We start from the raw sequence: 25,523 nt of genomic DNA, 5'->3' as shown, positions 1-25,523 counted from the left end.
AGCTGCTTAAGCCCCTGTCGTATGCGGCACCGGCACCGCTTGCACGGGCCAGCCCTGCAGGTTCTGGGCGACGATTTCGCCTAGCGCGGCGATCCATGGCTGCGAGGCATTCACGCAGGGAATCCGATGAAACTCCTTGCCACCCGCATGCAGGAACTCGTCGCGTACTTCCATGCCGATTTCTTCAATCGTTTCAAGGCAATCGGCGGTAAAGCCCGGACAGAACACGTCGGCTCGGCGCACGCCTGCCGAACCGAGTTCCTTCAGGGTGGGCGCAGTGTACGGTTGCAGCCATTCGGCCTTGCCGAAGCGCGACTGAAACGTAATGCGGCATTCCACCTGCGTCAATCCCAGCGACTGCATCAACAGCGCGCCGGTCTGCTGACATTGCTCGTGGTACGGATCGCCGAGATCCATCGTGCGCTTGGGCACGCCGTGAAAGCTCAGCACCAGTTTGTCTCCCGCCGCAAAATCCGGCCGCCCGTGCTGATGCCAGTATTGATGCACTTGGGCGGCAAGCGCGGCGATATACGCCGGATGATCCGCGTACTGCCGCACCGTGCGGATTTCCGGCTGATTGCGCATGCGCTTGAGGGCCGAAAAAGCGTCGTCGAAAGCCGTGGCCGTGGTCGACGACGAGTATTGCGGATACATGGGCACCAGCAGCACGCGCTCCGCGCCAGCCAGCTTCAACTGGTTCAGCATGGCCGGAATACCGGGCGTGCCGTAGCGCATGGCGTAGTCGACCAGCACCGTGTAGTCGTTCAATTGCAACAGGTGGCGCAAACCCTCCACCTGCTTCTCCGTGAAGACACGCAGCGGCGAGCCCTCCGGCATCCACACGGCCGCGTACTTCTTTGCCGACGCGCGGCTGCGGAACGGCAGAATCAACAACCGCAAGATCACTTGCCAGAGCAGCGCCGGAATTTCGACCACGCGGGGATCGGACAGGAACTGCGCAAGATAGCGACGGACTGCACGCGGCGTCGGCGCGTCGGGCGTGCCGAGATTGATCAGCAGCACGGCGACACGGTGTGACGTAGCGTTCTGTGAAGGCCGCTCGAGGTCGAAGCGCATAGGCAGCAGGGATAACCGCTTGGGGCGGAGAGTCGGTTGAGGTGGAATTCATTATAGCGGCGCGGTCCAATGCAAGGTCCGCCAGGGACCCCTGGCCATTCGGCCAATTGGCAAGCCGCGCGCCGTCGCGCATCATTTGCAGCATGAGATGCCGCAGGAGACAGTGACCGGAAACCGCTGCGGATTACTGCTGGCTGAGCGTGAGGGAAAGCAGCCGCGCGGTGATGTCGACAATCGGAATCACGCGGTTATAGGCCATGCGAGTCGGCCCGATCACGCCGAGCGTGCCGACGATCTTGCCGTTCACTTCGTAAGGCGCGGTCACCACGCTCATTTCCTCGATCGGCACCAGATTCGATTCGCCGCCGATGAAAATCTGCACGCCCGCGGCATGACTCGACACGTCGAGCAACTGAAGGAGACTGGTTTTTTGATCGAACACATCGAACAGCTTGCGCAGGCGCGCCATGTCCGACGAAAGGTCGGCCACTTCGAGCAGGTTACGCTCGCCGGAAATCAGCACGGTCTCGCCGGTGTCGGTTTCATCCGTGCTCGCCGTGACCGCCGCGTGCATCAGCGTGGTCATGTCACCACGCAATTCGTCGATTTCTTCGCGCAGCCGGCGGCGCACGTCGTCGAACGAGAGGCCGGCGAAGTGCGCGTTGATGTAATTGGACGCTTCCACCAGTTGCGACGGCGAGAAGTCACGCTGGGTCGCCATGATGCGGTTCTGCACGTCGCCCTCGGGCGTCACGATGATCAGGAGAATGCGCTTGTCCGACAGCCGCATGAACTCGATCTGCTTGAACACATGACTGCGGCGCGGCGTGAGCACCACACCGGCGAACTGCGACAGATTGGACAGCACGCTGGCCGCCGCGGCGACGATTTTCTGCGGCTCGCCCGCTTGCAGCGTGGTTTTGACGATGCGCATCACCGCTTCTTCGTCCGCAGCGGATTCCAGAGTCAGCATGGTATCGACGAACAGCCGGTAGCCACGCGGTGTGGGAATGCGGCCAGCAGAAGTATGCGGACTGATCACGAGCCCCAGATCCTCGAGATCGGACATCACGTTGCGGATCGTCGCCGGACTTAGTTCGAGGCCGGAATAACGTGACAGCGTACGCGAGCCGACCGGCTGACCTTCGGCGATGTAGCGCTCGATCAGCGTTTTGAGGAGGGTTTGTGCGCGGGGATCTAGCATGACGGAAAATTTTAGCTCAATGACGCGACTACAGCGAGCGCTAACGGCGCCCACCCCTGACTATCGCGCCGCCTGCCGGCGGGGCGGCGCCTGGTATTGCATGCGGCGCGTTGACTGGCGCTGGGTCCAGCATGGTCGGCGCGTCGCCGGGATTCAAATCCTGCGTCTTGCCAGCCGCCGGTCCGGCAAGTCCGCTGGCGACGCGCCGCCGAACTATAACCGGCGCGCATGTCATCAAGACTTCACCATTCTAACGATAATCGCTCAATGCGCCGGCAGCCCGCTTGCGCAGGCCCGCTACCGGGTCTGTCTGCGGTTCTTTTCAGGCCCTACCTATGGTGTAATGCCGGCATGCAAGTGACCAGCCAGTTCAAGACCGTCGCGCTCGTCGGGCGCAACAATACGCCAGGTATCGGCGAGCCGCTGACCGCGCTCGCCTCGTGCATCGCGAAGCGCGGCTTCGAGGTCGTATTCGAAGCCGACACCGCCGCCGAAATCGGCATCACCGACTACCCGGCGCTGCGCCCCGCCGAGATCGGCGCGCGCGCCGACGTAGCCGTGATCCTCGGCGGCGACGGCACGATGCTGGGCATTGGCCGCCAGCTTGCGCCCTACCGCACGCCGCTGATCGGTATCAACCACGGGCGGCTCGGCTTCATTACCGACATTCCGATCTCCGACATGCGCGAGATCGTGCCGCAAATGCTCTCGGGCAACTTCGAGCGCGAAGAGCGCACGCTGCTCGAAGCTCGCATCATGCGCGACGGCACGCCGATTTACCACGCACTCGCCTTCAACGACGTGGTGGTCAACCGCAGCGGCTTCTCCGGGATGGCGGAACTGCATGTGTCGGTGGATGGCCGCTTCATGTACAACCAGCGCTCGGACGGGCTGATCGTCGCCACGCCTACGGGCTCGACGGCCTATGCGCTGTCGTCGCAGGGGCCGATCCTGCACCCGCAATTACAAGGCATCGTGCTTGTGCCGATCGCGCCGCATGCGCTGTCAAACCGGCCAATCGTGCTGCCGGACGACTCGAAGGTGAGCATCCAGATCGTTTCGGGCCGCGAAGTCAACGTCAACTTCGACATGCAGTCGTTCACTTCGCTGGAATTGGGTGACACGATCGAAGTGCGCCGCTCGCGTCATACCGTGCCGATTCTGCACCCGGTCGGCTACAGCCACTACGCCACGCTGCGTAAAAAGCTGCACTGGAACGAATACCCGTCGCACGAAGAAGATACCAAGCCCTGAGCGGCCGGGCCGCCGGAACGCCGGGCCGCCGGCCTCCTGGAACGCGAACGCCACCGCTGCCGAACCCTGAATATCAAGCTCACCAGACGACCTCCATGCTTCGCCACCTCTCGATACGCGACTTCGTCATCGTCGCCGCGCTCGACCTCGAATTCGACAGCGGCTTTACCGTTTTCTCGGGCGAAACAGGCGCCGGCAAGTCGATCCTGATCGACGCGCTGGCCCTTGCGCTCGGTGCCCGCGCCGATGCGAGCGTGGTGCGCACCGGCGAAAGCCGCGCCGACATCACCGCGGAATTCGACACGCATGCGCAAGTCGAGCAATGGCTCGACGAGCAGGCGCTCGGCGCGCCCGTCGACGACGCTCATCAGGGCACCGTGATGCTGCGTCGCGTGGTGGATACAAACGGCCGCTCGCGCGCGTTCATCAACGGTACGGCGGCAACGCTCACGCAGTTGCGCGAAGTCGGCGAGATGCTGGTGGATATTCATGGCCAGCATGCCCACCAGTTGCTGATGCGCCCCGACGCGCAACGCGAACTGTTCGACACCCACGCGGGCCTCACGGAAACCGCGGCAACCGTCACGCGGGCATGGCGGGCATGGCGCGAAAAGGTTCAGGCCGTCGAGCACGCACAAACGCGCGACCGCGAACTGCAACTGGAGCGCGAGCGGCTCGCCTGGCAACTCACCGAACTGGACAAACTTTCGCCGCAGCCGGGCGAATGGGAAGAGGTCAACACCGAACACCGGAGGCTATCGCATTCAGCCAATCTGATCGACGGCGTTCAAGGCGCGCTCAGTGCGTTGTCTGAATCGGACGAGGCAATGATCACGCATCTCGCCTCGATCGTATCGAAGGTGCGCGACCTGGCCGAGATCGACCCGGCGCTGAATGACGTGCTGGCGGCGCTGGAGCCGGCCGAGATCCAGTTACAGGAAGCGGCTTATTCGCTCAGCCACTACGCGCAAAAGCTCGAACTGGATCCGGACCGGCTCGCCCAGGTCGAAAAGCGTCTGGACGCGCTGCACTCGGCCGCGCGCAAATTCCGCCTGCAACCCGAGACGCTGCCGCAAGAGCATGAAGCGCGTCGCGCGCAACTCGCCGCGCTCGACGCGGCCGCCGATCTCGACAGCCTGCATGCGGCCGAAGCCAAGGCAAAAGAAGCCTTCCTCACCGAAGCGAAAAAACTGTCAAAGGCGCGCGCCAAGGCCGGCAAGGCCCTGGGCGCCGCCGTGACCACCGGCATGCAGGAACTGTCGATGAAAGGCGGCAGCTTCGAAGTGGCGCTGGTGCAACTGCCGGAAGGCGGCGCACATGGGCTCGAGCAGGTCGAATTCCGCGTCGCCGGTCACGCCGGCGTACCGCTGCGGCCGCTCGCGAAAGTTGCTTCAGGCGGCGAACTGGCGCGGATCAGTCTTGCATTGGCGGTCATCGCGAGCGCCGCGAGTCCGACACCAACGCTGATCTTCGACGAAGTGGATACCGGCATCGGCGGCGGCGTCGCCGAAGTGGTTGGACGGCTGCTGCATCAACTGGGACAGGCGCGTCAGGTGCTGTGCGTCACGCATTTGCCGCAGGTCGCCGCGCGTGGCGACCATCATTTCCAGGTGGCGAAGTCGGGCAACGGCAAGGGCGGCACGGTCAGCAGCGTGACGCCGCTCGACCGCGCAAGCCGCGTCGAAGAAGTCGCGCGGATGCTCGGCGGACTGGAGATCACCGCGACGACGCGCAAACACGCCAAGGAAATGCTGGCGGCCTAGCCTTTCCGTCGGCCGGGAACCCGAGCGGGAGCCGACCGCGGGCCGCTGGGGAGCCGATCGGGAGCCGCTGTGAAGCCGCCGCGACCGTTGGCCGGAAAACGCGCGAAGGCAGCGCCGCTTGCCTTCGCGTCAGTCATCCAGCCGTTCAGTCCAGACGCAGACTCCAGTCCTCAGCCGAACACCCGCTTCCAAAGCCTCAGCACCGCCTCACGCTCAGTCACCACCAAGGCCGGATCGACCCGAGCCTTTTCCATCCCGTCGAGACGCAGCTTGTGCTGCAACTTCCGGTAGGTCCGGTAAGCCGCGCCGACCGTCTCCGCTTCCTCCTCGCTCATCAAGCCGAAGCGCGACACTTCGCGCAGCAACGCAATGTTACCGGTATTGCGGATCAGTTCCGGATCGCTCGCCGCGTGCAGCAGCACCCAGTACTGCACGGTGAATTCGATATCGACCATGCCGCCACGATCATGCTTCAGGTCGAACAGCGCCGTCTGGTTCGGGTGGCCCGCCTCGACGCGCTCGCGCATTTCGACGATTTCCTTCGCAAGCGGCGCGGCTTCGCGCGGCGTGGTCAGCACCTGCTCGCGGATCAGTTCGAATTTCGCGCCGATTTCAGCGTCGCCCGCGCAGTAGCGCGCTCGGGTCAGCGCCTGATGCTCCCACACCCAGGCGGTATTGGCGGCGTCGCCTTCGCGTAATTGATAGCGGCGGAACGCATCCAGATCGGTGACGAGCAGACCCGACTCGCCGTTCGGCCGCAACCGCAAGTCGACATCGAACAAGGTACCCGCGCCGGTGGCCGTCGTCAGCCAGGTGATGAGGCGGCGGGTGTAGGTGGCATAGACGTCGGCGGCGGCATCGTCCGGATCGTCGTAGAGGAAGATGACGTCGAGGTCCGACGCGTAACCCAGTTCCTTGCCGCCCAGCTTGCCGTAGGCAATCACCGCGAACTTCGGCACCTCGCGATGGCGTTTGGCCAGTTGCTTCCAGACCGCTTCGAGCGTGACGTCGAGCACGGCGTCGGCGAGTTCGGACAAACGGTCGCTCACATGCTCGACGCTCAGCCGGCCGGCCAGATCGATCAACAGGATGCGGAACACCTCGGCTTGGTGCGCGTGGCGCAGCAGGTCCATCTGTTGCTCGACACCGTCCGCCGCGGCCAGACGCAAACGCAGTGTGCGCTTGAATTCGGGCCAGTCGAACGGACTGTCCATTGCCTCGTCGTCGAGAAGTTCGTCGAGCAATTGCGGATGGCGGATCAGGTAACCGGCAGCCCAGCGCGAGCCGCCCAGCACCGACAGCACCCGATGCAGCGCCTGTGGATATTCCGTTAGCAGCGCAAGGTACGCACCGCGCCGGCTCACGGCTTCGAGCAGGTCGAACAGGCGCGCCAATGTATCGCCGCGCCGTTCGGGCGGCTCCAGCGTCTGCGCGGCTTCCAGCGCACGCTGCGCGACGATGTCGAAGCGCTGCCGGCTGCGTTCGGCAAGCCCCGCGTAACGCGACGACTGCCACACCGCGCGCAAACGCGCCAGCAGTTCGCCCGGCTCGGGCACGCCCAGTTCAATCAGGCGCGCGCGCAGCGCTTCGTCGGCGCTATCGTCGGCGAGCGCGCTGCTCCAGACCCAGGTCGCCGCGCCGTCTTCCCGTGCGCCGCACCCGTCGCGGCCGCTCACCTTGTCGGCGAAAATCTGGTCGAACTGCTGCTCGACGAACTCGCGGTGCGCGTCGAGCTTGAGCATCAGCGCAGCATAATCGTCGCAGCCCATGGCGTGCGCGAGCGCCACGCGCTCCTCGGGATCGACCGGCATCGCATGGGTTTGCGCGTCGTTGCGGTATTGCAGGCGGTGCTCGAGTTCGCGCAGGAAGCGATACGCCTGCGACAGTTTCACGCAAACCGACGTATCGATCAGCCCCTGCGTTGCTGCATGCCGCAAGACGGCGAGCGTCGGACGCACCCGGAAGCCGGCATCCTGGCCGCCCCGAATCAGCTGAAATACCTGCGCGCTAAATTCGATTTCGCGGATGCCGCCACGGCCCAGCTTGATGTCGTCGGCCTTGTCGGGCCGCATCGAGGCGCGCCGCTGCGCTTCCTGGCGAATCTGCAAATGCAGCGCGCGAATCGCGCTGATCACGCCGAAGTCGAGATAACGCCGATAGACAAACGGCGTGACGATCGCGTCGAGCTGCTTCTGCAGCCGCACGGCCGCCTCGCTCGCGCCTTCGGACACGAGCCGGCCCTTGATCCAGGCATAGCGTTCCCACTCGCGGCCCTGCACGTAGAAATATTCTTCGAGCATGCCAAGGCTGCACACGAGCGGCCCTGAATCGCCGTTCGGCCGCAAACGCATATCGACCCGGAATACGTAACCGTCGGCAGTCACTTCGGCCAGCGCGCCGATCAGGCGCTTACCGAGCCGTGTAAAAAAGTCCTGCGTCGCGATCGGCGAACGCTGACCGCCGGCGGTCTCGCCGTCTTCTTCATAGACGAAGATCAGGTCGATATCCGACGACACATTCAACTCACGCCCGCCCAGCTTGCCCATTCCGACCACGCCGAGCGCAAGGCGCTCGCCCTGCGGTCCGCGCGGTTCGCCGTAAAGCGCTTCGAGTTCGGCCGACACAACCGCCAGGGCGCGCTGGATCGTCGTCTCCGCCAGATCGGTCATCGCGCCGGTGACTTCGGCGACATCCGCCTCGCCCGCCAGGTCGCGCTCCATCACGGCGCAAAATACTTCGGTGCGCAACCGGCGCAAGGCCCGTTTGAGTGCATCCTCGCTCAACGGGCCGCCGCCCGCGTCGGCGCCCTCGGCGCACAGCGCGTCAAAGCGCGCGTCGATCCGCTCGCGCGTGAGAGGCGCGGACGCGAGCGCCGCCACCTGTGCCACGATTTGCGGACGGGCCGCCGCGGCACGCGCCGCATAATGTGAATAGCTGGAACTCAGGAGTGTGGCGTCAGTCATCTAGGGTCTGGCTCGCTCGTTGCTTTAACAGCGTGGTTCAGTTCGCTGCAGCACACGGGTCGAGGCGCAGCCGGGCAACCTCGCGCAGGTCGCGAGACGGCATGCAGAAAGGGTTTGCCGGAGGTCCGCCGACGCTTTCCCGTGTGTTACATTTCGTCGTTAATTCGCAAAACTACCATACGCCCACCCGCCGCAGCATGTCCGAGCGAAACGAATCCGCCGACCCGCACGAAACAGGGCAGGTCCGGCCTGCGAGCGGAAGCGACCACATCGTGCTGCGTCGGACCCTTCGCGTGGTCCTCGCGCTGGCCCTCGTCCTGTACTTCATCGCGGCAAGTCTCTTTCTCGGCCTGCGTTACGTCGTGTTGCCGCGTGTCGATTCGTTCCGGCCGCGCATCGAGGCCACGGTCTCCGAAAAGCTGCACGCGCAGTTCACCATCGGCAAGCTCGCGCCGTACTGGAGCGGTTTTCAGCCCGGCCTCGACGTCACCGACCTTGTAATCCGCGCTCCTGACGGCAAAGCGGCGCTGACCATTCCGCACGCCACCGCCACGCTTTCGTGGAAGTCCCTCTGGCAGTTCCATCCCGCGCTTTCCAGCCTGATCGTCGATCAGCCCGACGTGTTGGTGTCGCGCAGTGGCGACGGCGTGATCTCGGTTGCAGGGGTGCCGGTGCCGACCCGGCACAGCGGCAACGACACCTTGTCCACGTGGCTCCTGCGCCAACAGGCCATCGTGGTGCGCGGCGGAGTGCTGCGCTGGCGCGATGCCCAACATCAAGCGCCGGAGCTCGCCCTGCGCGACATCCGGATCGCGATTCTCAACGAGGGCTACGATCACCGGCTGGCGTTGCAGGCGCCCGCCGACGGCCAGGTCCTGCACGGGCCGATCGACTTCCGCACCCATTTCAAACACGCCCGCCTCTCCGCGATCGGCAAACCGGTCAACTGGGCCGGCGAGGTTTACATGTCGACCGGTCCGGTCGATCTGCCGACTCTCGCGCGTTACATCAATTTCCCGATCGAGACCTTCGCCGGCCGCATCGACAATGCGATCTGGGGCGACTTCGCCGACGGCCGCATGACCTCGGCGAGCGGGCAACTGGCCGGCACGAATGTCTCGATGCGGGTCCGCCCGACCCAGCCGAAGCTGGACGTGCCGATCGCCAACTTCTCGTGGCACGTCACGGCCGACCAGGGCGACTACACGCTGCAGCTCAATAATCTGCGCGCCGAGCTCGGCCAGCCGCCGCTCGACGACGGCACGCCGCTGACCCGCACCCTCGCGCTCTCCACGTTGAACGGCCGCTTCCGGACCGCGTCGCAGCAGCATGGGCAACTCGTCAGCTTCAGCGGTGACCGCGTCGATCTGGGCATCCTCGCGGAATTCAGCCGCGCGCTGCCATTGCCGCGTCCGTTGCTGAACAATCTGGTGCGCTTCAATCCCCGCGGCATGGTGGCGAACTATGTGATCGAAGTCGAACGCGGCAAGCCGGAATCCGGCGAAGCGGGCAGCGACCACAGGCCAAGCGGCACCGAGCCGATCGAGCGCTATCGCTTCAAGGGTGACCTGCAAGGCATCAGCTTCGCCGCGCAGGAGCCGCCGCCGGGGCTTACCCCGCTGAATCACCCGCGCGCCGGCATTCCCGGTATCGAAAACCTGTGGGGCAGCGTCGACGCCGACGAAAAACACGGCACCGCAACGCTCGACACCTCCAAGGTCGCGATTACGTTCCCGGGCGTGTTCGACGACCCGCGCCTGAAATTCGACCGCCTGCATGGCCGGGCGGACTGGACCATCACACCGAAGGCGCCGGGCGAGAATCACCCGGCCTTCAATGTCAAACTGGCCGACTTCGGCGTGTCGAACGCGGACGCGGACGCCACGGCCACGGCCAATTACAGCAACCCGGGCCACGGCCGCGGCTCGCTCGACCTGAAGGCCGAATTCCAGCGCGCGCAGGTCACCCGCATCGTCCGCTATATGCCGACCAGCGTCAGCGAAAAGCTGCGCATTTACCTGGGCCATGGGCTGCAGGCCGGCACGTCGCACGGCGCGACGATCGAAATCCACGGCGATCTGACCAAATTCCCCTACTCGCGCGCGCCGGAAGCCGGGATCTTCCATATCGTCGCGCCGTTCAAGGGCGGCAAGTTCGACCCTTCGCCGTACCCGCCGCGCAAGATGAAGAACGGCACGCCGAACGTTTGGCCACCGCTGGATGGCATTGACGGCATGTTCGAACTCAAACAGAACGTGCTGCGCTTCGACATCGATCGCGCCCATTACAAGCGGGTCGCCTTGAACAAGGTAAACGGCAAGATCGACGATCTCGGCACCAAGGCATCGGATCTCGTCATCACAGGCAACGGCCGTGGGCCGCTCGCCGACATGCTCGACTACGTCAACGAAAGCTCGCTCGGCATCATGTCCAAACATGCGACCGAAAAAGTGCGCGCCGAAGGGCCCGCCGCGCTGGCGCTCAAACTCACCGTGCCGCGCACACCGAAGCCGCATATCGGCGTGGAAGGCGCAGTGGGCTTCCAGAACAACCGCCTGACGGTCGACAACGTGCCGCCGTTGTCGCAACTGAACGGCAAGGTGCGCTTTACCGAACATACGGCGCAGCTCGACCGGCTCTCGGGCCAGTTCCTCGGCGGCGACGTGCACGCCGACGGCGGCCTGAAGCAGGACGGCACGTATTCGCTCGCGCTCGGCGGCCATATCGCCGTGGATGCCGCGCGCGGTCTGAATCTGCACGGCCCGGCCGCCGAAGTGCTGACGCGCATGAGCGGCAGCGCGCCCTACGCGCTCAACGTGCGCGGCGCCAAGGGGCGCTTGCCAGAGGTCACGGCGAACTCCGATCTCAGCGGCCTTGCGCTCGACTTCCCCGCGCCGTTCGACAAACCGGTCGGCGCGCCGATGCCGCTGCGCTTCGCGGTCAAACCATCCACCGATGCGGGCGAAGCCGGGCTGGAACGCGCCGACCTGACCTTCGGGCCGATCGCCGCCACCTATCTGCTGCGCTATGAGCCCAAAACCGGGCCGAAGACAGCGCCGACGGTCGTACGCGGCGCGATCGGCGTCAACAAGCCCGCCGACCTGCCCTCCGATGGCGTGATCGCCACCGTCGACGTCGAAGCCTTCGACGCCGATGCCTGGCGCGCGCTCCTCACGCAGATGCGCAACAAAGATGCGCCCACTCCGTCGCCCAGCGCCGCGGCAGCGCCCGCGGCACCGAATCCGGCCCTCGCGCAGTTCCTGCCGAACCGCTTCGCTCTCCATATCGGCACGCTGACGCTGCTCAAGCGGCATTGGGATAGCGTGATCGTCGGGGCGTCGCATGCGGACGGCAAATGGCAGGCCAACATCGCGTCAAACCAGGTGTCGGGCCACGTTTCCTGGCTGCCGGGCGCCAACAAGGCGTCGCCCGGCACCTTGCAGGCGCGCTTTGCCCGGGTGGTGATTCCGTCCGTCACAGACCAGGATCTGCTTGGCCAGGCCATGTCGGCGCCGGCTCAGAACATGCCGTCGATCGATCTGGTGGTCAACGAATTGATCGTACGCAATCGCAACATTGGCCGGCTCGAAGTCGACGCGCACAACTTCGAGGAAGACGGCGTGCCGGTCTGGCAACTCGACAAACTCGACATCACTAACCCCGCCGCCACGCTGAGCGCCACGGCCAACTGGCGCACTTCCACGGGCCTCGGCAATACCGCCGACGAGGCCACGCCGCGCCGTACCGTGTTCGATTTCAAACTCGACATCAAGGATGCCGGCGCCCTGCTGGAGCGCTTCGGCCAACCGCACACGCTCAAGTCCGGCAATGGCACACTGTCGGGCAAAGTGGTGTGGCGCGGCGGCCCAACCGCCATCGACTATCCGACCCTCAATGGAAATCTGGCCGTCGACCTGCGTCATGGACAGATTCTCAAGGTCGACCCGGGCGTCGCGAAATTGCTGGGCGTGCTCAGCCTGCAAAGCCTGGAGCGCTTCGCCACGCTCAATTTCCGCGACGTGATCGGCGAAGGGCTGCCGTTCGAACACGTCACCGGCACGGGCGAGATCCACAACGGCATTGGCCGCACCGAAAATTTCGAAATGGTGACGGCGCCGGCCCGCGCCGAGATGAAGGGCTCGGTGGATCTGGCGCAGGAAACCCAGGATCTGCACGTGCAGATCGTGCCGACCGTCAGCGCCGGCGCCGCCGTGATTGCTGCGACCGTTATCAATCCGCTCCTCGGGTTAGGCGCGCTGGTGGCCGATCTGGCGTTCAGCAAATCGGTCTCCACGGCGTTTGCGCGCGAGTACGCGATCACCGGTTCGTGGTCGAAACCGCACGTCGAGCGGGTGAAGAGCGATCGCGGTAAGATGGACGTTCCGGCTTCGACCGTGGGCGCACACTGAACTCGAACTCTCGTTTGATCAGAAGCGTGCCGCGCCCCAGGCCCCAGCCGGTCTTGAACGACGTATGCGGCGCCGGCAGTCCGCGCCGCCGCCTTGCCGGGAGTTCTTCGAAACGCTCATGAGCGAAACACACGTCTCTTCATCTTCGTCCGCTGCTTCATCCACCGCATCGCCTGCGGCGTCCGGCGGCTCCTCCGGGAGCGCCTTCCGCGTTGCCGCGCTGCAAATGGTGAGCACGCCGGACCGTGAGCGCAATCTGGCCGAAGCGGAACGCCTGATCGCCGAAGCCGCCGCCGACGGCGCGCAACTCGTCCTGCTGCCCGAGTACTTCTGCTTCATGGGTTTCAAGGACACGGACAAGCTCGGCTTACGCGAGCCCTATCAGGACGGCCCGATCCAGCGTTTTCTCGCCGATGCCGCACGCCGGCACAAGGTGTGGGTGATCGGCGGCACGCTGCCGTTAATGTCGCAGGAACCCGCACGCGTGCTGAACACCACGCTGGTGTTCGACCCGCAAGGCGACGAGGTCTCGCGCTACGACAAGATCCATTTGTTCAACTTCGAAAAGGGCGAAGAATCGTTCGACGAGGCGCGCACCATCTGCCCCGGCGGCGAAGTCCGCACCTTCGAAGCGCCGTTCGGCCGGGTCGGCCTGTCGGTCTGCTACGATTTGCGCTTTCCTGAGCTGTACCGGCGCATGGGCGACTGCGCGCTGATCGTGGTGCCGTCGGCGTTCACTTACACCACCGGCCGCGCGCACTGGGAAATGCTGCTGCGCGCGCGGGCGGTCGAGAACCAGTGCTACGTGCTGGCCGCCGCGCAAGGCGGCAAACATGAGAACGGCCGCCGGACATGGGGCCACAGCATGCTGGTCGACCCGTGGGGCGAACTCGTCGCGGTGCGCGACGAAGGCGCCGGCGTGGTGGCCGGCAATCTCGAGCGTGCGCGCATCGACGAAGTGCGGCAGAGCCTGCCCGCCTGGCGTCACCGCGTGCTGAGCTGCTGACGTATTACCTGACATTGAAAGTGCGGCGCCTGTCACCCATATCCCGGTGATAGCAGCGCTAACCGAATCCTTCGTATCGAGCAGAACATACTCCGCATGAACATCATCGAACCCGGTATCCGTAATCTCGCCACCGCCAAGGATATTCTCCTGACGCCCTACGGTCTCGACGAGTCCCTGCTCACCCGCACGCTCGCCGAAATCTTCACGCACAAGATCGACTACGCCGACCTGTACTTCCAGTACACGCGCAGCGAAGCGTGGAGTCTCGAAGAAGGCATCGTGAAGTCGGGCAGCTTCAGCATCGACCAGGGTGTCGGCGTGCGCGCCGTGTCGGGCGATCGCACGGCTTTCGCGTATTCGGACGATCTATCGCCCGAAGCGATCCGTCAGGCGGCGCTCGCCACCCGTTCGATTGCCAAGGCGGGCGGCGGCAAACAGAAGATCAAGGCGGCCTCGTCGCTGACCGGTATTGCCGGGCGCGATCTGTACCTGCCGTCCGATCCGCTGCATTCGCTCGACGCGACCGCCAAGGTCAAGCTGCTGGAGCGCATCGAAAAGATGGCGCGCGGCCGCGATCCGCGCATCCAGCAAGTGATGGCAGGCCTCGCCGGCGAATACGACGTGGTGCTGGTCGCACGTAGCGACGGCGGCTTCGCGGCCGACATCCGTCCGCTCGTGCGTGTGTCGGTCACGGTGATCGCCGAGCAGAACGGCCGCCGCGAAATCGGCAGCGGCGGCGGCGGCGGCCGCTTCGACTACGGCTACTTCACCGACGAAGTGTTGTCGCGCTATGTCGACGACGCCGTGCATGCAGCGCTCGTCAATCTCGATGCCCGTCCGGCTCCGGCCGGCGCCATGACCGTCGTGCTCGGCCCGGGCTGGCCCGGCGTGCTGCTGCACGAAGCAATCGGCCACGGCCTCGAAGGCGACTTCAACCGCAAGGGATCGTCGGCGTTCGCGGGTCGGATCGGCGAGCAGGTTGCGGCGAAGGGCGTGACGGTGGTCGACGACGGCACGCTGCCGAACCGCCGCGGCTCGCTGAACATCGACGACGAAGGCAATCCGACCCAGTGCACGACGCTGATCGAAGACGGCATCCTGAAGGGTTACATCCAGGACACGCTGAACGCGCGCCTGATGAAGATGCCGGTCACCGGCAACGCGCGTCGCGAATCGTACGCCGCGCTGCCGATGCCGCGCATGACCAACACGTACATGCTCAATGGCGACAAGGACCCGCAGGAAATCATCGCGTCCGTGAAGAACGGTTTGTACGCGGTGAACTTCGGCGGCGGCCAGGTCGACATTACGAACGGCAAATTCGTGTTCTCGGCCTCCGAGGCGTACATGATCGAAAACGGCAAGGTCACCTACCCGGTCAAGGGCGCGACACTGATCGGCAGTGGGCCGGAATCGCTCAAATTCGTCAGCATGATCGGCAATGACATGAAGCTCGATTCGGGCGTCGGCGTGTGCGGCAAGGAAGGCCAGAGCGTGCCGGTCGGTGTCGGTCAGCCGACGCTGCGTATCGACCGGATGACGGTTGGCGGCACGGCCTGATTTTAATGTGGACGCATACTTCGTGCATGATATTCACAAAGTATGCGGATTTTCCGCATTTTTACACCTTGTAGCTTGCCAGCCCAGCTTACCCGGGTTATAAAGTCACTCACCCTTTTTGACCAGCGACCTAATTCGCCATGTCCGCCAAGTTTTACTTTTACTTTTTTTGGCATCTCAGACCGCTGGCGGATCGAGAGGGGTGTTAGTGCACGCAAGACACTCAGAATTCACGAAAACCGCCAGCTAGCCTGGCGGTTTTTTTTCGCCCCACGTCTTTGAAACTTTTGCCGTTGAAATCTTTTTGATTGTGGTTCGCCCTGGCATCGCTGCCTGATCGCCGTCTGATCGCAGCCCTTGTTGCCCGCGCGAACACGCTATGACCCGATTCAGGAGAACAAACATGCCCCCGCACAACACCGACGATGTCCGCATCCGCGAATTGAAAGAACTCACACCGCCCGCTCACCTGATCCGCGAATTCGCTTGCGACGAAACGGTGTCCGACGTGATCTACAACTCGCGCAACGCGATGCATCGCATTCTGCACGGCATGGAAGACCGGCTGATTGTCATCATCGGGCCGTGCTCGATTCACGATACGAAGGCGGCAATGGAATACGCCGGGCGTCTCGTCGAACAGCGCAAGCGCTTCGCCGGCGAACTCGAAATCGTGATGCGGGTGTACTTCGAAAAGCCGCGTACGACGGTGGGCTGGAAGGGTCTCATCAACGACCCGTACATGGACAACAGCTTCAAGATCAACGACGGCCTGCGCACCGCGCGCGAACTGTTGCTGCGCATCAACGAACTCGGGCTGCCGGCCGGCACCGAATACCTGGACATGATCAGCCCGCAGTACATCGCCGATCTGATCTCATGGGGTGCAATCGGCGCGCGTACGACCGAATCGCAAGTGCACCGCGAACTGGCTTCGGGCCTGTCGTGCCCGGTCGGTTTCAAGAACGGCACGGACGGCAACGTCAAGATTGCCGTCGACGCGATCAAGGCCGCGTCGCAGCCGCACCATTTCCTGTCCGTCACCAAGGGCGGCCACTCGGCAATCGTCTCGACGGCCGGCAATGAAGACTGCCACATCATCCTGCGCGGCGGCAAAACGCCGAACTACGATGCAGATAGCGTCAACGCGGCATGCGCCGACATCGGCAAAGCGGGTCTCGCGGCGCGTCTGATGATCGATGCGAGCCACGCGAATAGCTCGAAGAAGCACGAGAACCAGATTCCGGTGTGCGCGGACATTGGCCGCCAGATTGCTTCGGGTGACGAACGGATTGTCGGCGTGATGGTGGAATCGCATCTGATCGCCGGGCGCCAGGATCTGCAGGAAGGCTGCACGCTCACGTACGGTCAGAGTATCACCGATGCCTGTATCGGCTGGGACGAAAGCGTTGCCGTGCTGGAAGGTCTCGCCGAAGCGGTCAAGCAACGGCGTGTGGCGCGCGGTAGCGGTAATTAAACGCCGCTTCACGCACGTTGCGCGCGTTGCGCATCGGCGCGATTGCTGTAGTGGTTGCATCGAAAACCCGGCTCGACAAGCCGGGTTTTTTTATTGGCCGAACGGATGAATGGTGCTTCAAGCGCCGCCTATGTACCGTAACAACTCGTTGCCGGGTCGGATACGACTTGACCCGGCTGAATGTTGCGTATAAAATTTTGTACATGAAAGGTGCTTATGGAGCAGGAGAAAGAAATTCGCTGGATGGGCTCCAGCTATCACGATTTACTCACCTTTCCTGAAGAACCACGTCGCCGGGCCGGTTTTCAGTTGGGCAAGATTCAGGCTGGCCTTGACCCCGACGATTGGAAGCCATTTGATTCGATCGGCGCTGGAACACGCGAGATTCGCATCAGAGAGGCTGATGGCATTTATCGCGTGATGTACGTCACGAAGTTTGTGGAAGCGCTGTACGTTCTGCATTGCTTCCAGAAGAAAACTCAGAAACTTCCGCCCCAGGATAGAAAGATTGCCGAGACGCGGTATCGCGCCATCATCAATGATAGGAAACCTTAACAAATGACGATCGACACAAAAATCCGTCACGTAACCAAACCCGGTGCAAACCTGTTTCTCGAACTCGGCTTCTCCGCCGCAGAAGCGAAGCGTTTGCACGCTGCTTCACAGAAACAGATTAACGACACGCGGCTGCTCAAGGAACAGTTGATGACCGAGCTGTCCAGCTGGATCGAACAGCATCATCTGAAGCAGGCCGAGGCCGCTGAGATTTTGATGGTGTCGCGACCGCGCGTGTCGGACGTGGTCAACAAGAAGAGCGCCAAGTTCACCATCGACACACTGGTCGAAATGATGAGCCGCATCGGCAAACAGGTCACACTGGCGATTGCATAAGGCGCATGGCGCGCCCTACGGGGGCTTTTACGCACCGCTCGCCATGCGCCCTCGCTTCACTGCACCGCGCCTGAACCGAACACTTCAGTGTGAATCCGCGTTGCATCTACACCGAGCGCGGTCAACGACTCGCATTGCGCGCGCATGAACGGCACCGGGCCGCAGATGTAGTAATCCGCGTCGGGAATCATCACCTTGCCGGTAATTTTCGTGAGGTCGAGGCGGCCTTCGAAGTCGTAGTCGACACCCACGCGATCCTCCGTTTCAATGGCTTCGTAGAACACCGCGCGCGTAACATTGGGATGCGCGGCAACCGTATCGTTAAGCCACTGCCGGAATGCATGCACGCGTCCATTGCGGCAGGCATGCACGAAAGTCACGCTGCGCTCGCTGTGATCGGCGAGCAAGGTGGAGAGCATCGAGGTCATCGGCGTTACGCCCACACCACCGCTCATCAGCACCACGGGCGTATTCTTCTCGCGCGCCAGCGTGAAATCGCCCATGGGCGCGCTGGCATGCACCACCTCGCCCACTTCCACACCGTCGTGCAGAAGGTTCGATACATGGCCGGGCGCCTGATCTGCACGGCCGGCCTCGCGCTTCACCGAAATACGCAGCCATTTTCCGTTCGGGGCGTCCGACAAGCTGTACTGCCGCGGCTGATCGACGCCGAGTTCATCCACGAAACGCTTCACGCTCAGATATTGGCCAGGCTCGAAGCCGCAGGCCGGCGAGCCATCGGCGGGCGTCAGATAGAACGACGTGATTTCATCACTCTCCACTTCCTTGCGCGCAACCTTGAACGGCCGAAAACCACTCCATGCCGCACCTTCGTAGAGCTTCGCTTCCGCGCCGATAAAGATATCCGCAAGTTGCCCATACGCGACTTCCCACGCGCCAAGCGTCTCCTGATCGACGGCGTCGCCGAGCACATCGACGAACGCACCCAGCAGGTGCCGCCCCACGATCGGATACTGCTCCGGCCGGATATTCAGACTCGCGTGCTTATGAGCGATTCGCGAGACAGTCGGGCCCAGCGCGCCGAGATTATCGATATTAGCCGCGTATGCGTACACCGCTTTCGCGAGCGTTTCCGGCTGATTGCCGCTCTTCTGGTGCGTCTGGTTGAACACATTCTTCAACTCAGGATGATGCGCGAACATGCGCTTGTAGAAGTGTTTGGTGATCGTTGTGCCGTGTTCGGCGAGCACAGGTACGGTGGCTTTGACGCGGGCGATCTGGTCGGCGGTAAGAACGGTCATGACTACTTCTCCTTAAAGATGCATTTACGATACATTTTTAAGAATCAATTTTGACCCGGACAGATTGTCACAGCACTCGTACCGCTTAAAGGGACCGAAGCGCGGTGCTAGCCGGCCCTACCGATCGTGCTGCCATAACACGTCGCTGCCGCCATCCGCGCGATTGAGTACGCGCGCGAGCACGAACAGCAGGTCGGACAGCCGGTTCACATACTGGCGCGGTGCCTCATTGATCGGCTCGCTTTCACCCAGGGCCACGATCGACCGCTCGGCGCGCCGGCACACCGTGCGGCACACGTGCGCAAGCGCGGCCGCGCGCGAGCCGCCGGGCAAGATGAATTCCCTTAGCGGCGGCAGGGTCGCGTTGTAGTCGGCCAGCCAGCCGTCGAGTTGGCCGAGCTGCTTGTCGGTGATCATCGTATGACCAGGAATGCAAAGCTCGCCGCCAAGATCGAACAGGTCGTGCTGAATTGCGACCAGCGCCGCTCGCACGTTGTCAGGCAGCGTTTCGCACAGCAACACGCCAAGATTCGAATTGAGCTCGTCAACGTCGCCGATGGCGGCAATGCGCGCGCTGTCCTTGCGTACGCGGCGGCCGTCGCCGAGGCCGGTGGTGCCGTCGTCGCCCGTACGGGTGGCGATCTTGCTCAAGCGGTTGCCCATGATGTCTCCCATGCATTCACATTCAGTAACGATGCGTTGGCGCGGTGCGGCCGAATCCATCCGGCTCATCCGGCAAACAAGCCGCCGCGTTAGCCACCGCATTGGCCACCGCGCTAGCCACCGCGTTTATCCATATTGCGCGCATCGCGAGGTCGCCGCCATTATAGGAGCGGCAGCCGCGCCCGACGCCGGTCCCCGGGCGATCGGCGTAAAATGAAGCACAAGCTGTAGAACAGCTCTGCCCTACTATCAGGAGACATGCGTGAATCATCCCGTGCCGCCGGCCCCATTGCGCCGGCCGTTTCCCGCCGAATTGCTGGGCGCCCTCAAAGCCGCGTTCGGCGAGCGCGTCTCTACCGCTGAAGCCGTGCGCGCCCACCATGGCCGCGACGAATCCCCGTTCGATCCGCAACTGCCCGACGCCGTCGTGTTCGCGCGCAACACGGAAGACGTGCAAACCATCGTCAAGCTGTGCGGCCAGTACGACGTACCAATCATCCCTTACGGCAACGGTTCGTCGCTCGAAGGGCACCTGCTGGCGGTCCAGGGCGGCGTATCCATCGACCTGTCGGAAATGAACCGGGTGTTGTCGATCAATGCCGAAGATCTGACCGTCACGGTCGAACCCGGCATCTCGCGCAAGCAGTTGAACGAAGCGCTACGCGATACCGGCCTGTTTTTCCCGATCGACCCGGGTGCCGACGCGAGCATCGGCGGCATGTCGGCTACGCGCGCGTCGGGCACCAACGCCGTACGCTACGGCACGATGCGTGAGAACGTACTCGGGCTGACGGTGGTGCTCGCCGACGGCCGCGTGATCAAAACCGGCACGCGCGCGCGCAAGTCGTCGGCGGGTTACGACCTCACGCGTCTGTTCGTCGGCTCGGAGGGCACGCTCGGCGTGATTACTGAGATCACCGTTCGGCTGTATCCGCAGCCGGAGGCGGTCTCGGCCGCGGTCTGCACCTTCCCGTCGATGGGCGATGCCGTGCGCGCGGTGATCGAAACGATTCAGATCGGCGTGCCGATCGCGCGGGTCGAATTCGTCGACTCACTGGCGATCCGCTCGATCAATCGCCATGCGAACCTGACGCTGCGTGAAGCACCTACGCTCTTCTTCGAATTCCATGGCACCGAAGCCGGTGTGAAAGAGCAGGCCGAACTGGTGCAGGAAATCGCCGCGCAGAATGCCGGCGAAGGCTTCGAATGGGCAACCCGGCCGGAAGATCGCAGCCGCCTGTGGAACGCGCGCCACAACGCGTACTTCGCCATGCTGCAACTAAAGCCCGGCTGCCGTGCCGTCACAACCGACGTCTGCGTGCCGATCTCGCGCCTTGCGGAATGCGTGGTCGAAACCGAGCAGGATCTGAACGCGTCGCCACTGCCTTGTCCGATCGTCGGCCATGTCGGCGACGGCAACTTCCACGTCGCGATCCTGATCGATCCGGACAAGCCGGAAGAACTCGCCGAAGCCGAGCGCCTGAACCAGCGTATCGTGCAGCGCGCGCTGCGCATGGACGGCACTTGCACCGGCGAACATGGTGTCGGTCTGCACAAGATGAATTTCCTGCTGGAAGAACATGGTGAAGTCGCCGTCGACACGATGCGCTCCATCAAGCACGCGCTCGATCCGCGCAATCTGATGAACCCGGGCAAGATTTTTTCCTGGGCGGCTTGAGGCGCCGGTCGAACCCGGCTCCGTTGCAATAGCGGCAGTGGCAACGCCTGCTGTCGCACAACGCGACTGGGCCGGGCACGCAGAGTGAACGACATCAGGAGACAAGTCATATGAACGCACCCGTCGAACTGACGGCCGAAGTTCTCGCCCAACGCCAGCGCGAAGTCGTGCAGGCGCTGATGGCCGTGCTGCCGACCCACTGCCTGCTGTATCGCGAAGAAGATACCGTCGCTTACGAGTGCGACGGCCTCGCCGCCTACCGGCGTCTTCCGCTCGCGGTTGCGTTGCCGGAGACGGAATCGCAGGTTCAGCGCATCGTGCAGATCTGTCACCGGCTCGACGTGCCGATCGTGCCGCGCGGCGCGGGCACCGGTTTGTCCGGCGGGGCGATGCCGATTCGTCACGGGGTGGTGGTGTCGCTCGCACGCTTTCGCAAGATCGTCGAAGTGGACTCCTACGCCCGTACCGCCACGGTGCAACCGGGCGTGCGCAATCTGTCGATTTCCGAAGCCGCCGCGCCGTACGGCCTGTACTACGCACCTGACCCGTCTTCGCAGATCGCCTGCACGATCGGCGGCAACGTCTCGGAGAATTCAGGCGGCGTGCACTGCCTCAAATACGGTCTCACCGTGCACAACGTGCTGCGTGTGCGTGCCGTGACGATGGAAGGCGAAATCGTCGAGTTCGGTTCGCTCGCGCCGGATGCGCCGGGGCTCGATCTGCTCGCGGTGCTGATCGGCAGTGAAGGCATGTTCGCGATCGTCACCGAAGTCACCGTCAAGCTGATCCCGAAACCGCAAACGGCGCAGGTCATCATGGCCAGTTTCGACGACGTCGTGAAAGGCGGCGATGCGGTCGCCGGCATCATTGCGGCGGGCATCATTCCGGCCGGTCTGGAGATGATGGACAAACCGGCTACGCGCGCGGTCGAAGAATTCGTCAATGCAGGCTACGACCTCGACGCGGCGGCGATCCTGCTATGCGAGTCGGATGGCACGCCGGAAGAAGTGGCCGACGAAATCGTGCGCATGACCGCGGTGCTGCGCGAACAGGGCGCTACCCGTATCCAGATTTCACGCTCGGAAAATGAGCGGCTGCGCTTCTGGTCCGGGCGCAAGAACGCATTTCCGGCGGCCGGCCGCATTTCTCCCGACTACTACTGCATGGACGGCACCGTGCCGCGCCGCAGTATCGGGCCGCTGCTGGCGCGCATCGAAGCGATGGAGAAGAAGTACGGCCTGCGCTGCATCAACGTCTTCCATGCGGGCGACGGCAACATGCATCCGCTGATCCTGTTCAACGGCAACGATCAGGACGAATGGCACCGCGCGGAGGCATTCGGTTCCGACATCCTCGAAACCTGTGTCGAACTGGGTGGCACCGTGACGGGCGAACACGGCGTGGGCATCGAGAAGATCAATTCGATGTGCGTGCAGTTCTCACCAGAAGAGCGCGACACGTTCCACGCGGTCAAACGCGCTTTTGACGCACCCGGCCTGCTCAATCCCGACAAGGGTATTCCCACCCGTGCCCGGTGCGCCGAGTACGGCAAGATGCACGTACGCGGCGGCTTGCTGCCGCATCCGGACTTGCCGCGGTTTTAAACCGGCTGTAAGACCGCTTAGGACGGCCTCGACGGCCTCGACGGCTTCGACGGCTTCGACGGCCTCGACGCTGCCGGCTCAAGTCGGGCCCGCAGCGTCTATCGCGTGCCCGCCGCGCGGTCCCGCTTGCCCAGATACCGGGACTTCCACCTCTGCCAGCCTCCGCGCGACTCCCCGCGCCGACGCATTCCGCCTGTGCCGCGCCAGCATGCCTTCCAGCCCCCACCCTGATTACCCGATACGGGTCCGCTCCGGGTTGCCAGCGAGCCGCCGCCCGGTACAATCGATCGAAACACAACGAAGCAGGGCACCATGGAAGAGGATGACATCGTCGCCATCTGGTCTGAGCGCGTGCGTTCAGCCAGCGCCGAAGGGCGCACATTGCGCATCCGTGGCGGCGGCACCAAAGACTGGTACGGCCAGACGCTGGAAGGTGAGATCCTCGATACGCGCGCTTACCGCGGCATCATCGCTTACGACCCGGCTGAACTGGTTATCACGGCGCGCGCGGGCACGCCCCTGCTGGAGATCGAGGCCGCACTCGCCGAACGCGATCAGATGCTCGCCTTCGAACCGCCGCATTTCGGCTCGCAAGCCACCTTCGGCGGCTGCATCGCGGCGGGCATTGCCGGTCCACGCCGCCCTTCGGCAGGCGCCGCGCGCGACTTCGTGCTCGGCGCGGTGATCATGAACGGTCAGGGCCAGGCGCTGCATTTCGGCGGCCAGGTGGTGAAGAACGTCGCCGGTTACGACGTCTCCCGTTTGATGGCGGGTTCACTCGGCACACTTGGGCTGATCCTCGAGTTGTCGGTCAAGGTACTGCCGGTGCCGCAAGCCGAAACCACGCTCAAATTCGATATGAACGGCACAGACGCGGTCCGCAAGCTGAACGAATGGGGCGGCCGGCCGCTGCCGATTACCGCGAGCGCATGGCGTCACGGCACGCTGGCCGTGCGGATGGCCGGCGCGGAAGCTGCGGTCAAGGCCGCGCGCACGGCGCTTGGCGGCGAAGTCGTAGACGCGGTCGAAGCGGAGCGTTTCTGGGCCGGCCTGCGTGAACAGACCGACTCGTTCTTCGCGGCTATCCCGCCGAAAGCCGCGCTGTGGCGCCTCGCCCTGCCGTCGATCACCGAGCCGCTGCAACTGCCCGGCGCGCAACTGATGGAATGGGGCGGCAGCCAGCGCTGGTGGATCACCGATACCGACGCGCAAACCGTGCGTATCAGCGCCAAACAGGCCGGCGGCCACGCCACCATCTTCCGTACCGGCCACGGCTACGACCGCGGCGCCGGGGTGTTCACGCCGCTGCCCGCGCCGCTGATGAAAATCCATCGCGGCCTGAAATCCGCCTTCGACCCAGCCCGCATTTTCAATCGCGGCCGTCTCTACCCCGACTTCTGAGCCACGCGATGCAAACCAACCTCGCGGACTTCATTCGCAACACGCCCGATGGCGACGAGGCCGATGCCATTCTGCGCAATTGCGTGCATTGCGGTTTCTGCACGGCGACCTGCCCGACTTATCAGATACTCGGCGACGAACTCGATGGCCCGCGCGGGCGCATCTATCTGATCAAGCAGATGGTGGAAGGCGCGGCGGTCACGCGCAGCACCCAAGTCCATCTGGACCGCTGCCTCACCTGCCGCAACTGCGAAACGACCTGCCCGTCCGGCGTGCAATACGGCAGGCTGGTCGAGATCGGCCGCAAGATCACCGAGGAAAAAGTCACACGTCCGCTCGGTCAGCGGATGGTGCGCCGGCTGCTCGCGAGCTTCGTGCCGAACAGCGCGCTGTTCACGCCGACCATGCGCCTCGGTCAGCATGTGCGCGCGCTCCTGCCCAAAAAACTGCGCGACAAGGTGCCCGCCCGGCAGCGTCCGCTCGAATGGCCGACCGCGCAACATCCACGCAAGATGCTGATGCTCGCCGGCTGCGTGCAACCGTCGATGATGCCGAACGTCAACATCGCCACCGCGCGCGTGCTCGACGCCCTGGGCGTGGAAACGCTGATCGCGCCGGAGGCAGGCTGTTGTGGCGCGATCCGGCTGCACCTGGGCTACACCGACGAAGCGCTCGACGACTTGCGCGCCAACATCGACGCATGGTGGCCCTATATCGAGCAAGGTGTCGAGGCGATCGTCATGAACGCGTCCGGCTGCGGCGCGACGGTCAAGGAATACGCGCATCTGCTGCGCAACGATCCCGTGTATGCGGAAAAAGCGCGCCGCGTGACCGAATTGACGCGCGACATCGCGGAGATCCTGCCGGAGTTCGAAGAAGCGCTCGCCGCCGTGACACGTCGCCGCGCGATCCATACGGTGGCGTTCCATCCGCCGTGCACGTTGCAGCATGGTCAGCAGGTGCGCGGCAAAATCGAACATCTGCTGGCGGCGCTCGGCGTGGAAGTGCGCCTGCCCGCCGACAGTCATCTCTGCTGCGGCTCGGCCGGCACTTATTCGCTGACGCAGCCCAGGCTCTCGTACGCTCTGCGCGATCAGAAGCTCGAGCAGCTGCAGGCGCAGGAGCCGCAGGTGATCGTCTCGGCGAACGTCGGCTGCATCGCGCATCTGCAAAGTGGTACGTCCACGCCGGTCGCGCACTGGATCGAACTGGTGGAGCATATGCTGTCCGCCTGAAGCGATCGACTCCGATCGCGAAGCGCGGCGTCCGTATAATTCGACCATTGTCTTTCGCCGAACTTCCGGTTCC

17 protein-coding genes are annotated in these 25,523 nt (G+C 63.9%); 12 read left to right on the top strand and 5 right to left on the bottom strand.

Features of this window, described 5'->3' with window-relative positions; genetic code table 11:
* Positions 1–6 precede the first annotated feature (6 nt).
* Both hemH and hrcA read right to left on the bottom strand, forming a co-directional pair.
* Positions 7–1,077 carry a ferrochelatase gene (gene hemH / locus AC57B6_RS33055; RefSeq protein WP_028198833.1) on the bottom strand — a complete coding sequence of 357 codons (1,071 nt, stop codon included), beginning with the start codon at positions 1,075–1,077 and terminating at the stop codon, positions 7–9.
* 184 nt (positions 1,078–1,261) lie between these two features.
* The gene (hrcA, locus tag AC57B6_RS33050; protein WP_028198834.1) at positions 1,262–2,281 is read right to left on the bottom strand and encodes a heat-inducible transcriptional repressor HrcA; all 1,020 of its coding nucleotides are present in this window, start codon (positions 2,279–2,281) and stop codon (positions 1,262–1,264) included.
* Between the two features lie 351 nt (positions 2,282–2,632).
* Here hrcA and AC57B6_RS33045 point away from each other — a divergent pair, with 351 nt between their 5' ends.
* Both AC57B6_RS33045 and recN read left to right on the top strand, forming a co-directional pair.
* Positions 2,633–3,535, top strand: a complete 903-nt coding sequence (locus AC57B6_RS33045; protein WP_028198835.1) for an NAD kinase — start codon at positions 2,633–2,635, stop codon at positions 3,533–3,535.
* A gap of 95 nt (positions 3,536–3,630) precedes the next feature.
* A complete protein-coding gene (gene recN / locus AC57B6_RS33040) occupies positions 3,631–5,298 on the top strand; it encodes a DNA repair protein RecN (RefSeq protein ID WP_030102036.1) in 1,668 nt (555 codons plus the stop codon).
* Between the two features lie 170 nt (positions 5,299–5,468).
* Here recN and glnE read toward each other — a convergent pair whose 3' ends face one another.
* Positions 5,469–8,261 carry a bifunctional [glutamate--ammonia ligase]-adenylyl-L-tyrosine phosphorylase/[glutamate--ammonia-ligase] adenylyltransferase gene (gene glnE / locus AC57B6_RS33035; protein ID WP_496422901.1) on the bottom strand — a complete coding sequence of 931 codons (2,793 nt, stop codon included), beginning with the start codon at positions 8,259–8,261 and terminating at the stop codon, positions 5,469–5,471.
* Between the two features lie 197 nt (positions 8,262–8,458).
* Between glnE and AC57B6_RS33030 the strand changes: the two genes are divergently transcribed.
* The 6 genes from AC57B6_RS33030 to AC57B6_RS33005 all read left to right on the top strand — a co-directional run bounded on the left by AC57B6_RS33030 (position 8,459) and on the right by AC57B6_RS33005 (position 17,607).
* On the top strand, positions 8,459–12,670 hold the full coding sequence (locus tag AC57B6_RS33030; protein WP_496422900.1) for a YhdP family protein: 4,212 nt from the start codon (positions 8,459–8,461) through the stop codon (positions 12,668–12,670).
* Between the two features lie 118 nt (positions 12,671–12,788).
* A complete protein-coding gene (locus AC57B6_RS33025; RefSeq protein WP_406867940.1) occupies positions 12,789–13,676 on the top strand; it encodes a carbon-nitrogen hydrolase family protein in 888 nt (295 codons plus the stop codon).
* Positions 13,677–13,772: 96 nt separating this feature from the next.
* Positions 13,773–15,239 carry a metalloprotease TldD gene (tldD, locus tag AC57B6_RS33020; protein WP_028198840.1) on the top strand — a complete coding sequence of 489 codons (1,467 nt, stop codon included), beginning with the start codon at positions 13,773–13,775 and terminating at the stop codon, positions 15,237–15,239.
* 403 nt (positions 15,240–15,642) lie between these two features.
* Positions 15,643–16,716 (top strand): 3-deoxy-7-phosphoheptulonate synthase AroG, encoded by a 1,074-nt coding sequence (gene aroG / locus AC57B6_RS33015; protein WP_046566725.1) that lies wholly within the window; start codon positions 15,643–15,645, stop codon positions 16,714–16,716.
* Between the two features lie 216 nt (positions 16,717–16,932).
* Positions 16,933–17,271, top strand: coding sequence for a type II toxin-antitoxin system RelE/ParE family toxin (locus tag AC57B6_RS33010; protein WP_028198842.1), 339 nt, complete (start codon positions 16,933–16,935; stop codon positions 17,269–17,271).
* A 3-nt stretch (positions 17,272–17,274) separates the two neighbouring features.
* The gene (locus AC57B6_RS33005; RefSeq protein ID WP_183802087.1) at positions 17,275–17,607 is read left to right on the top strand and encodes a helix-turn-helix domain-containing protein; all 333 of its coding nucleotides are present in this window, start codon (positions 17,275–17,277) and stop codon (positions 17,605–17,607) included.
* A 56-nt stretch (positions 17,608–17,663) separates the two neighbouring features.
* On the opposite strand, the gene hmpA is transcribed toward AC57B6_RS33005, so the two are convergent.
* Positions 17,664–18,869, bottom strand: coding sequence for an NO-inducible flavohemoprotein (gene hmpA / locus AC57B6_RS33000; RefSeq protein ID WP_496422899.1), 1,206 nt, complete (start codon positions 18,867–18,869; stop codon positions 17,664–17,666).
* Positions 18,870–18,986: 117 nt separating this feature from the next.
* The gene (locus AC57B6_RS32995) at positions 18,987–19,532 is read right to left on the bottom strand and encodes a cob(I)yrinic acid a,c-diamide adenosyltransferase (protein WP_496422941.1); all 546 of its coding nucleotides are present in this window, start codon (positions 19,530–19,532) and stop codon (positions 18,987–18,989) included.
* Positions 19,533–19,794: 262 nt separating this feature from the next.
* Between AC57B6_RS32995 and AC57B6_RS32990 the strand changes: the two genes are divergently transcribed.
* From AC57B6_RS32990 to glcF, 4 genes are all read left to right on the top strand, one after another.
* Entirely contained in the window at positions 19,795–21,210 is a 1,416-nt protein-coding gene (locus AC57B6_RS32990; RefSeq protein ID WP_183802093.1) for an FAD-linked oxidase C-terminal domain-containing protein, read from the top strand.
* Positions 21,211–21,320: 110 nt separating this feature from the next.
* Positions 21,321–22,814: an FAD-linked oxidase C-terminal domain-containing protein gene (locus AC57B6_RS32985; RefSeq protein ID WP_028198847.1), complete on the top strand. Its 1,494-nt coding sequence runs from the start codon at positions 21,321–21,323 to the stop codon at positions 22,812–22,814.
* Between the two features lie 312 nt (positions 22,815–23,126).
* Entirely contained in the window at positions 23,127–24,215 is a 1,089-nt protein-coding gene (glcE, locus tag AC57B6_RS32980; protein WP_406867938.1) for a glycolate oxidase subunit GlcE, read from the top strand.
* Positions 24,216–24,223: 8 nt separating this feature from the next.
* On the top strand, positions 24,224–25,450 hold the full coding sequence (glcF, locus tag AC57B6_RS32975) for a glycolate oxidase subunit GlcF (RefSeq protein ID WP_028198849.1): 1,227 nt from the start codon (positions 24,224–24,226) through the stop codon (positions 25,448–25,450).
* Positions 25,451–25,523 lie beyond the last annotated feature (73 nt).

The sequence above is a fragment of the Paraburkholderia sp. BGA-UO-ETr-F12 genome (genome assembly GCF_059567945.1).
This window is presented reverse-complemented; position numbering and strand designations above follow the sequence as displayed.

Coding starts and splice junctions, on each gene's coding strand:
- AC57B6_RS33010 (WP_028198842.1), top strand. CDS start 16,933: ATGGAGCAGGAGAAAGAAATTCGCTGGATGGGCTCCAGCTATCACGAT.
- hemH (WP_028198833.1), bottom strand. CDS start 1,077: ATGCGCTTCGACCTCGAGCGGCCTTCACAGAACGCTACGTCACACCGT.
- glcF (WP_028198849.1), top strand. CDS start 24,224: ATGCAAACCAACCTCGCGGACTTCATTCGCAACACGCCCGATGGCGAC.
- AC57B6_RS33025 (WP_406867940.1), top strand. CDS start 12,789: ATGAGCGAAACACACGTCTCTTCATCTTCGTCCGCTGCTTCATCCACC.
- AC57B6_RS33030 (WP_496422900.1), top strand. CDS start 8,459: ATGTCCGAGCGAAACGAATCCGCCGACCCGCACGAAACAGGGCAGGTC.
- aroG (WP_046566725.1), top strand. CDS start 15,643: ATGCCCCCGCACAACACCGACGATGTCCGCATCCGCGAATTGAAAGAA.
- hmpA (WP_496422899.1), bottom strand. CDS start 18,869: ATGACCGTTCTTACCGCCGACCAGATCGCCCGCGTCAAAGCCACCGTA.
- AC57B6_RS32995 (WP_496422941.1), bottom strand. CDS start 19,532: ATGGGCAACCGCTTGAGCAAGATCGCCACCCGTACGGGCGACGACGGC.
- AC57B6_RS33045 (WP_028198835.1), top strand. CDS start 2,633: ATGCAAGTGACCAGCCAGTTCAAGACCGTCGCGCTCGTCGGGCGCAAC.
- AC57B6_RS32985 (WP_028198847.1), top strand. CDS start 21,321: ATGAACGCACCCGTCGAACTGACGGCCGAAGTTCTCGCCCAACGCCAG.
- AC57B6_RS33005 (WP_183802087.1), top strand. CDS start 17,275: ATGACGATCGACACAAAAATCCGTCACGTAACCAAACCCGGTGCAAAC.
- glcE (WP_406867938.1), top strand. CDS start 23,127: ATGGAAGAGGATGACATCGTCGCCATCTGGTCTGAGCGCGTGCGTTCA.
- glnE (WP_496422901.1), bottom strand. CDS start 8,261: ATGACTGACGCCACACTCCTGAGTTCCAGCTATTCACATTATGCGGCG.
- recN (WP_030102036.1), top strand. CDS start 3,631: ATGCTTCGCCACCTCTCGATACGCGACTTCGTCATCGTCGCCGCGCTC.
- hrcA (WP_028198834.1), bottom strand. CDS start 2,281: ATGCTAGATCCCCGCGCACAAACCCTCCTCAAAACGCTGATCGAGCGC.
- tldD (WP_028198840.1), top strand. CDS start 13,773: ATGAACATCATCGAACCCGGTATCCGTAATCTCGCCACCGCCAAGGAT.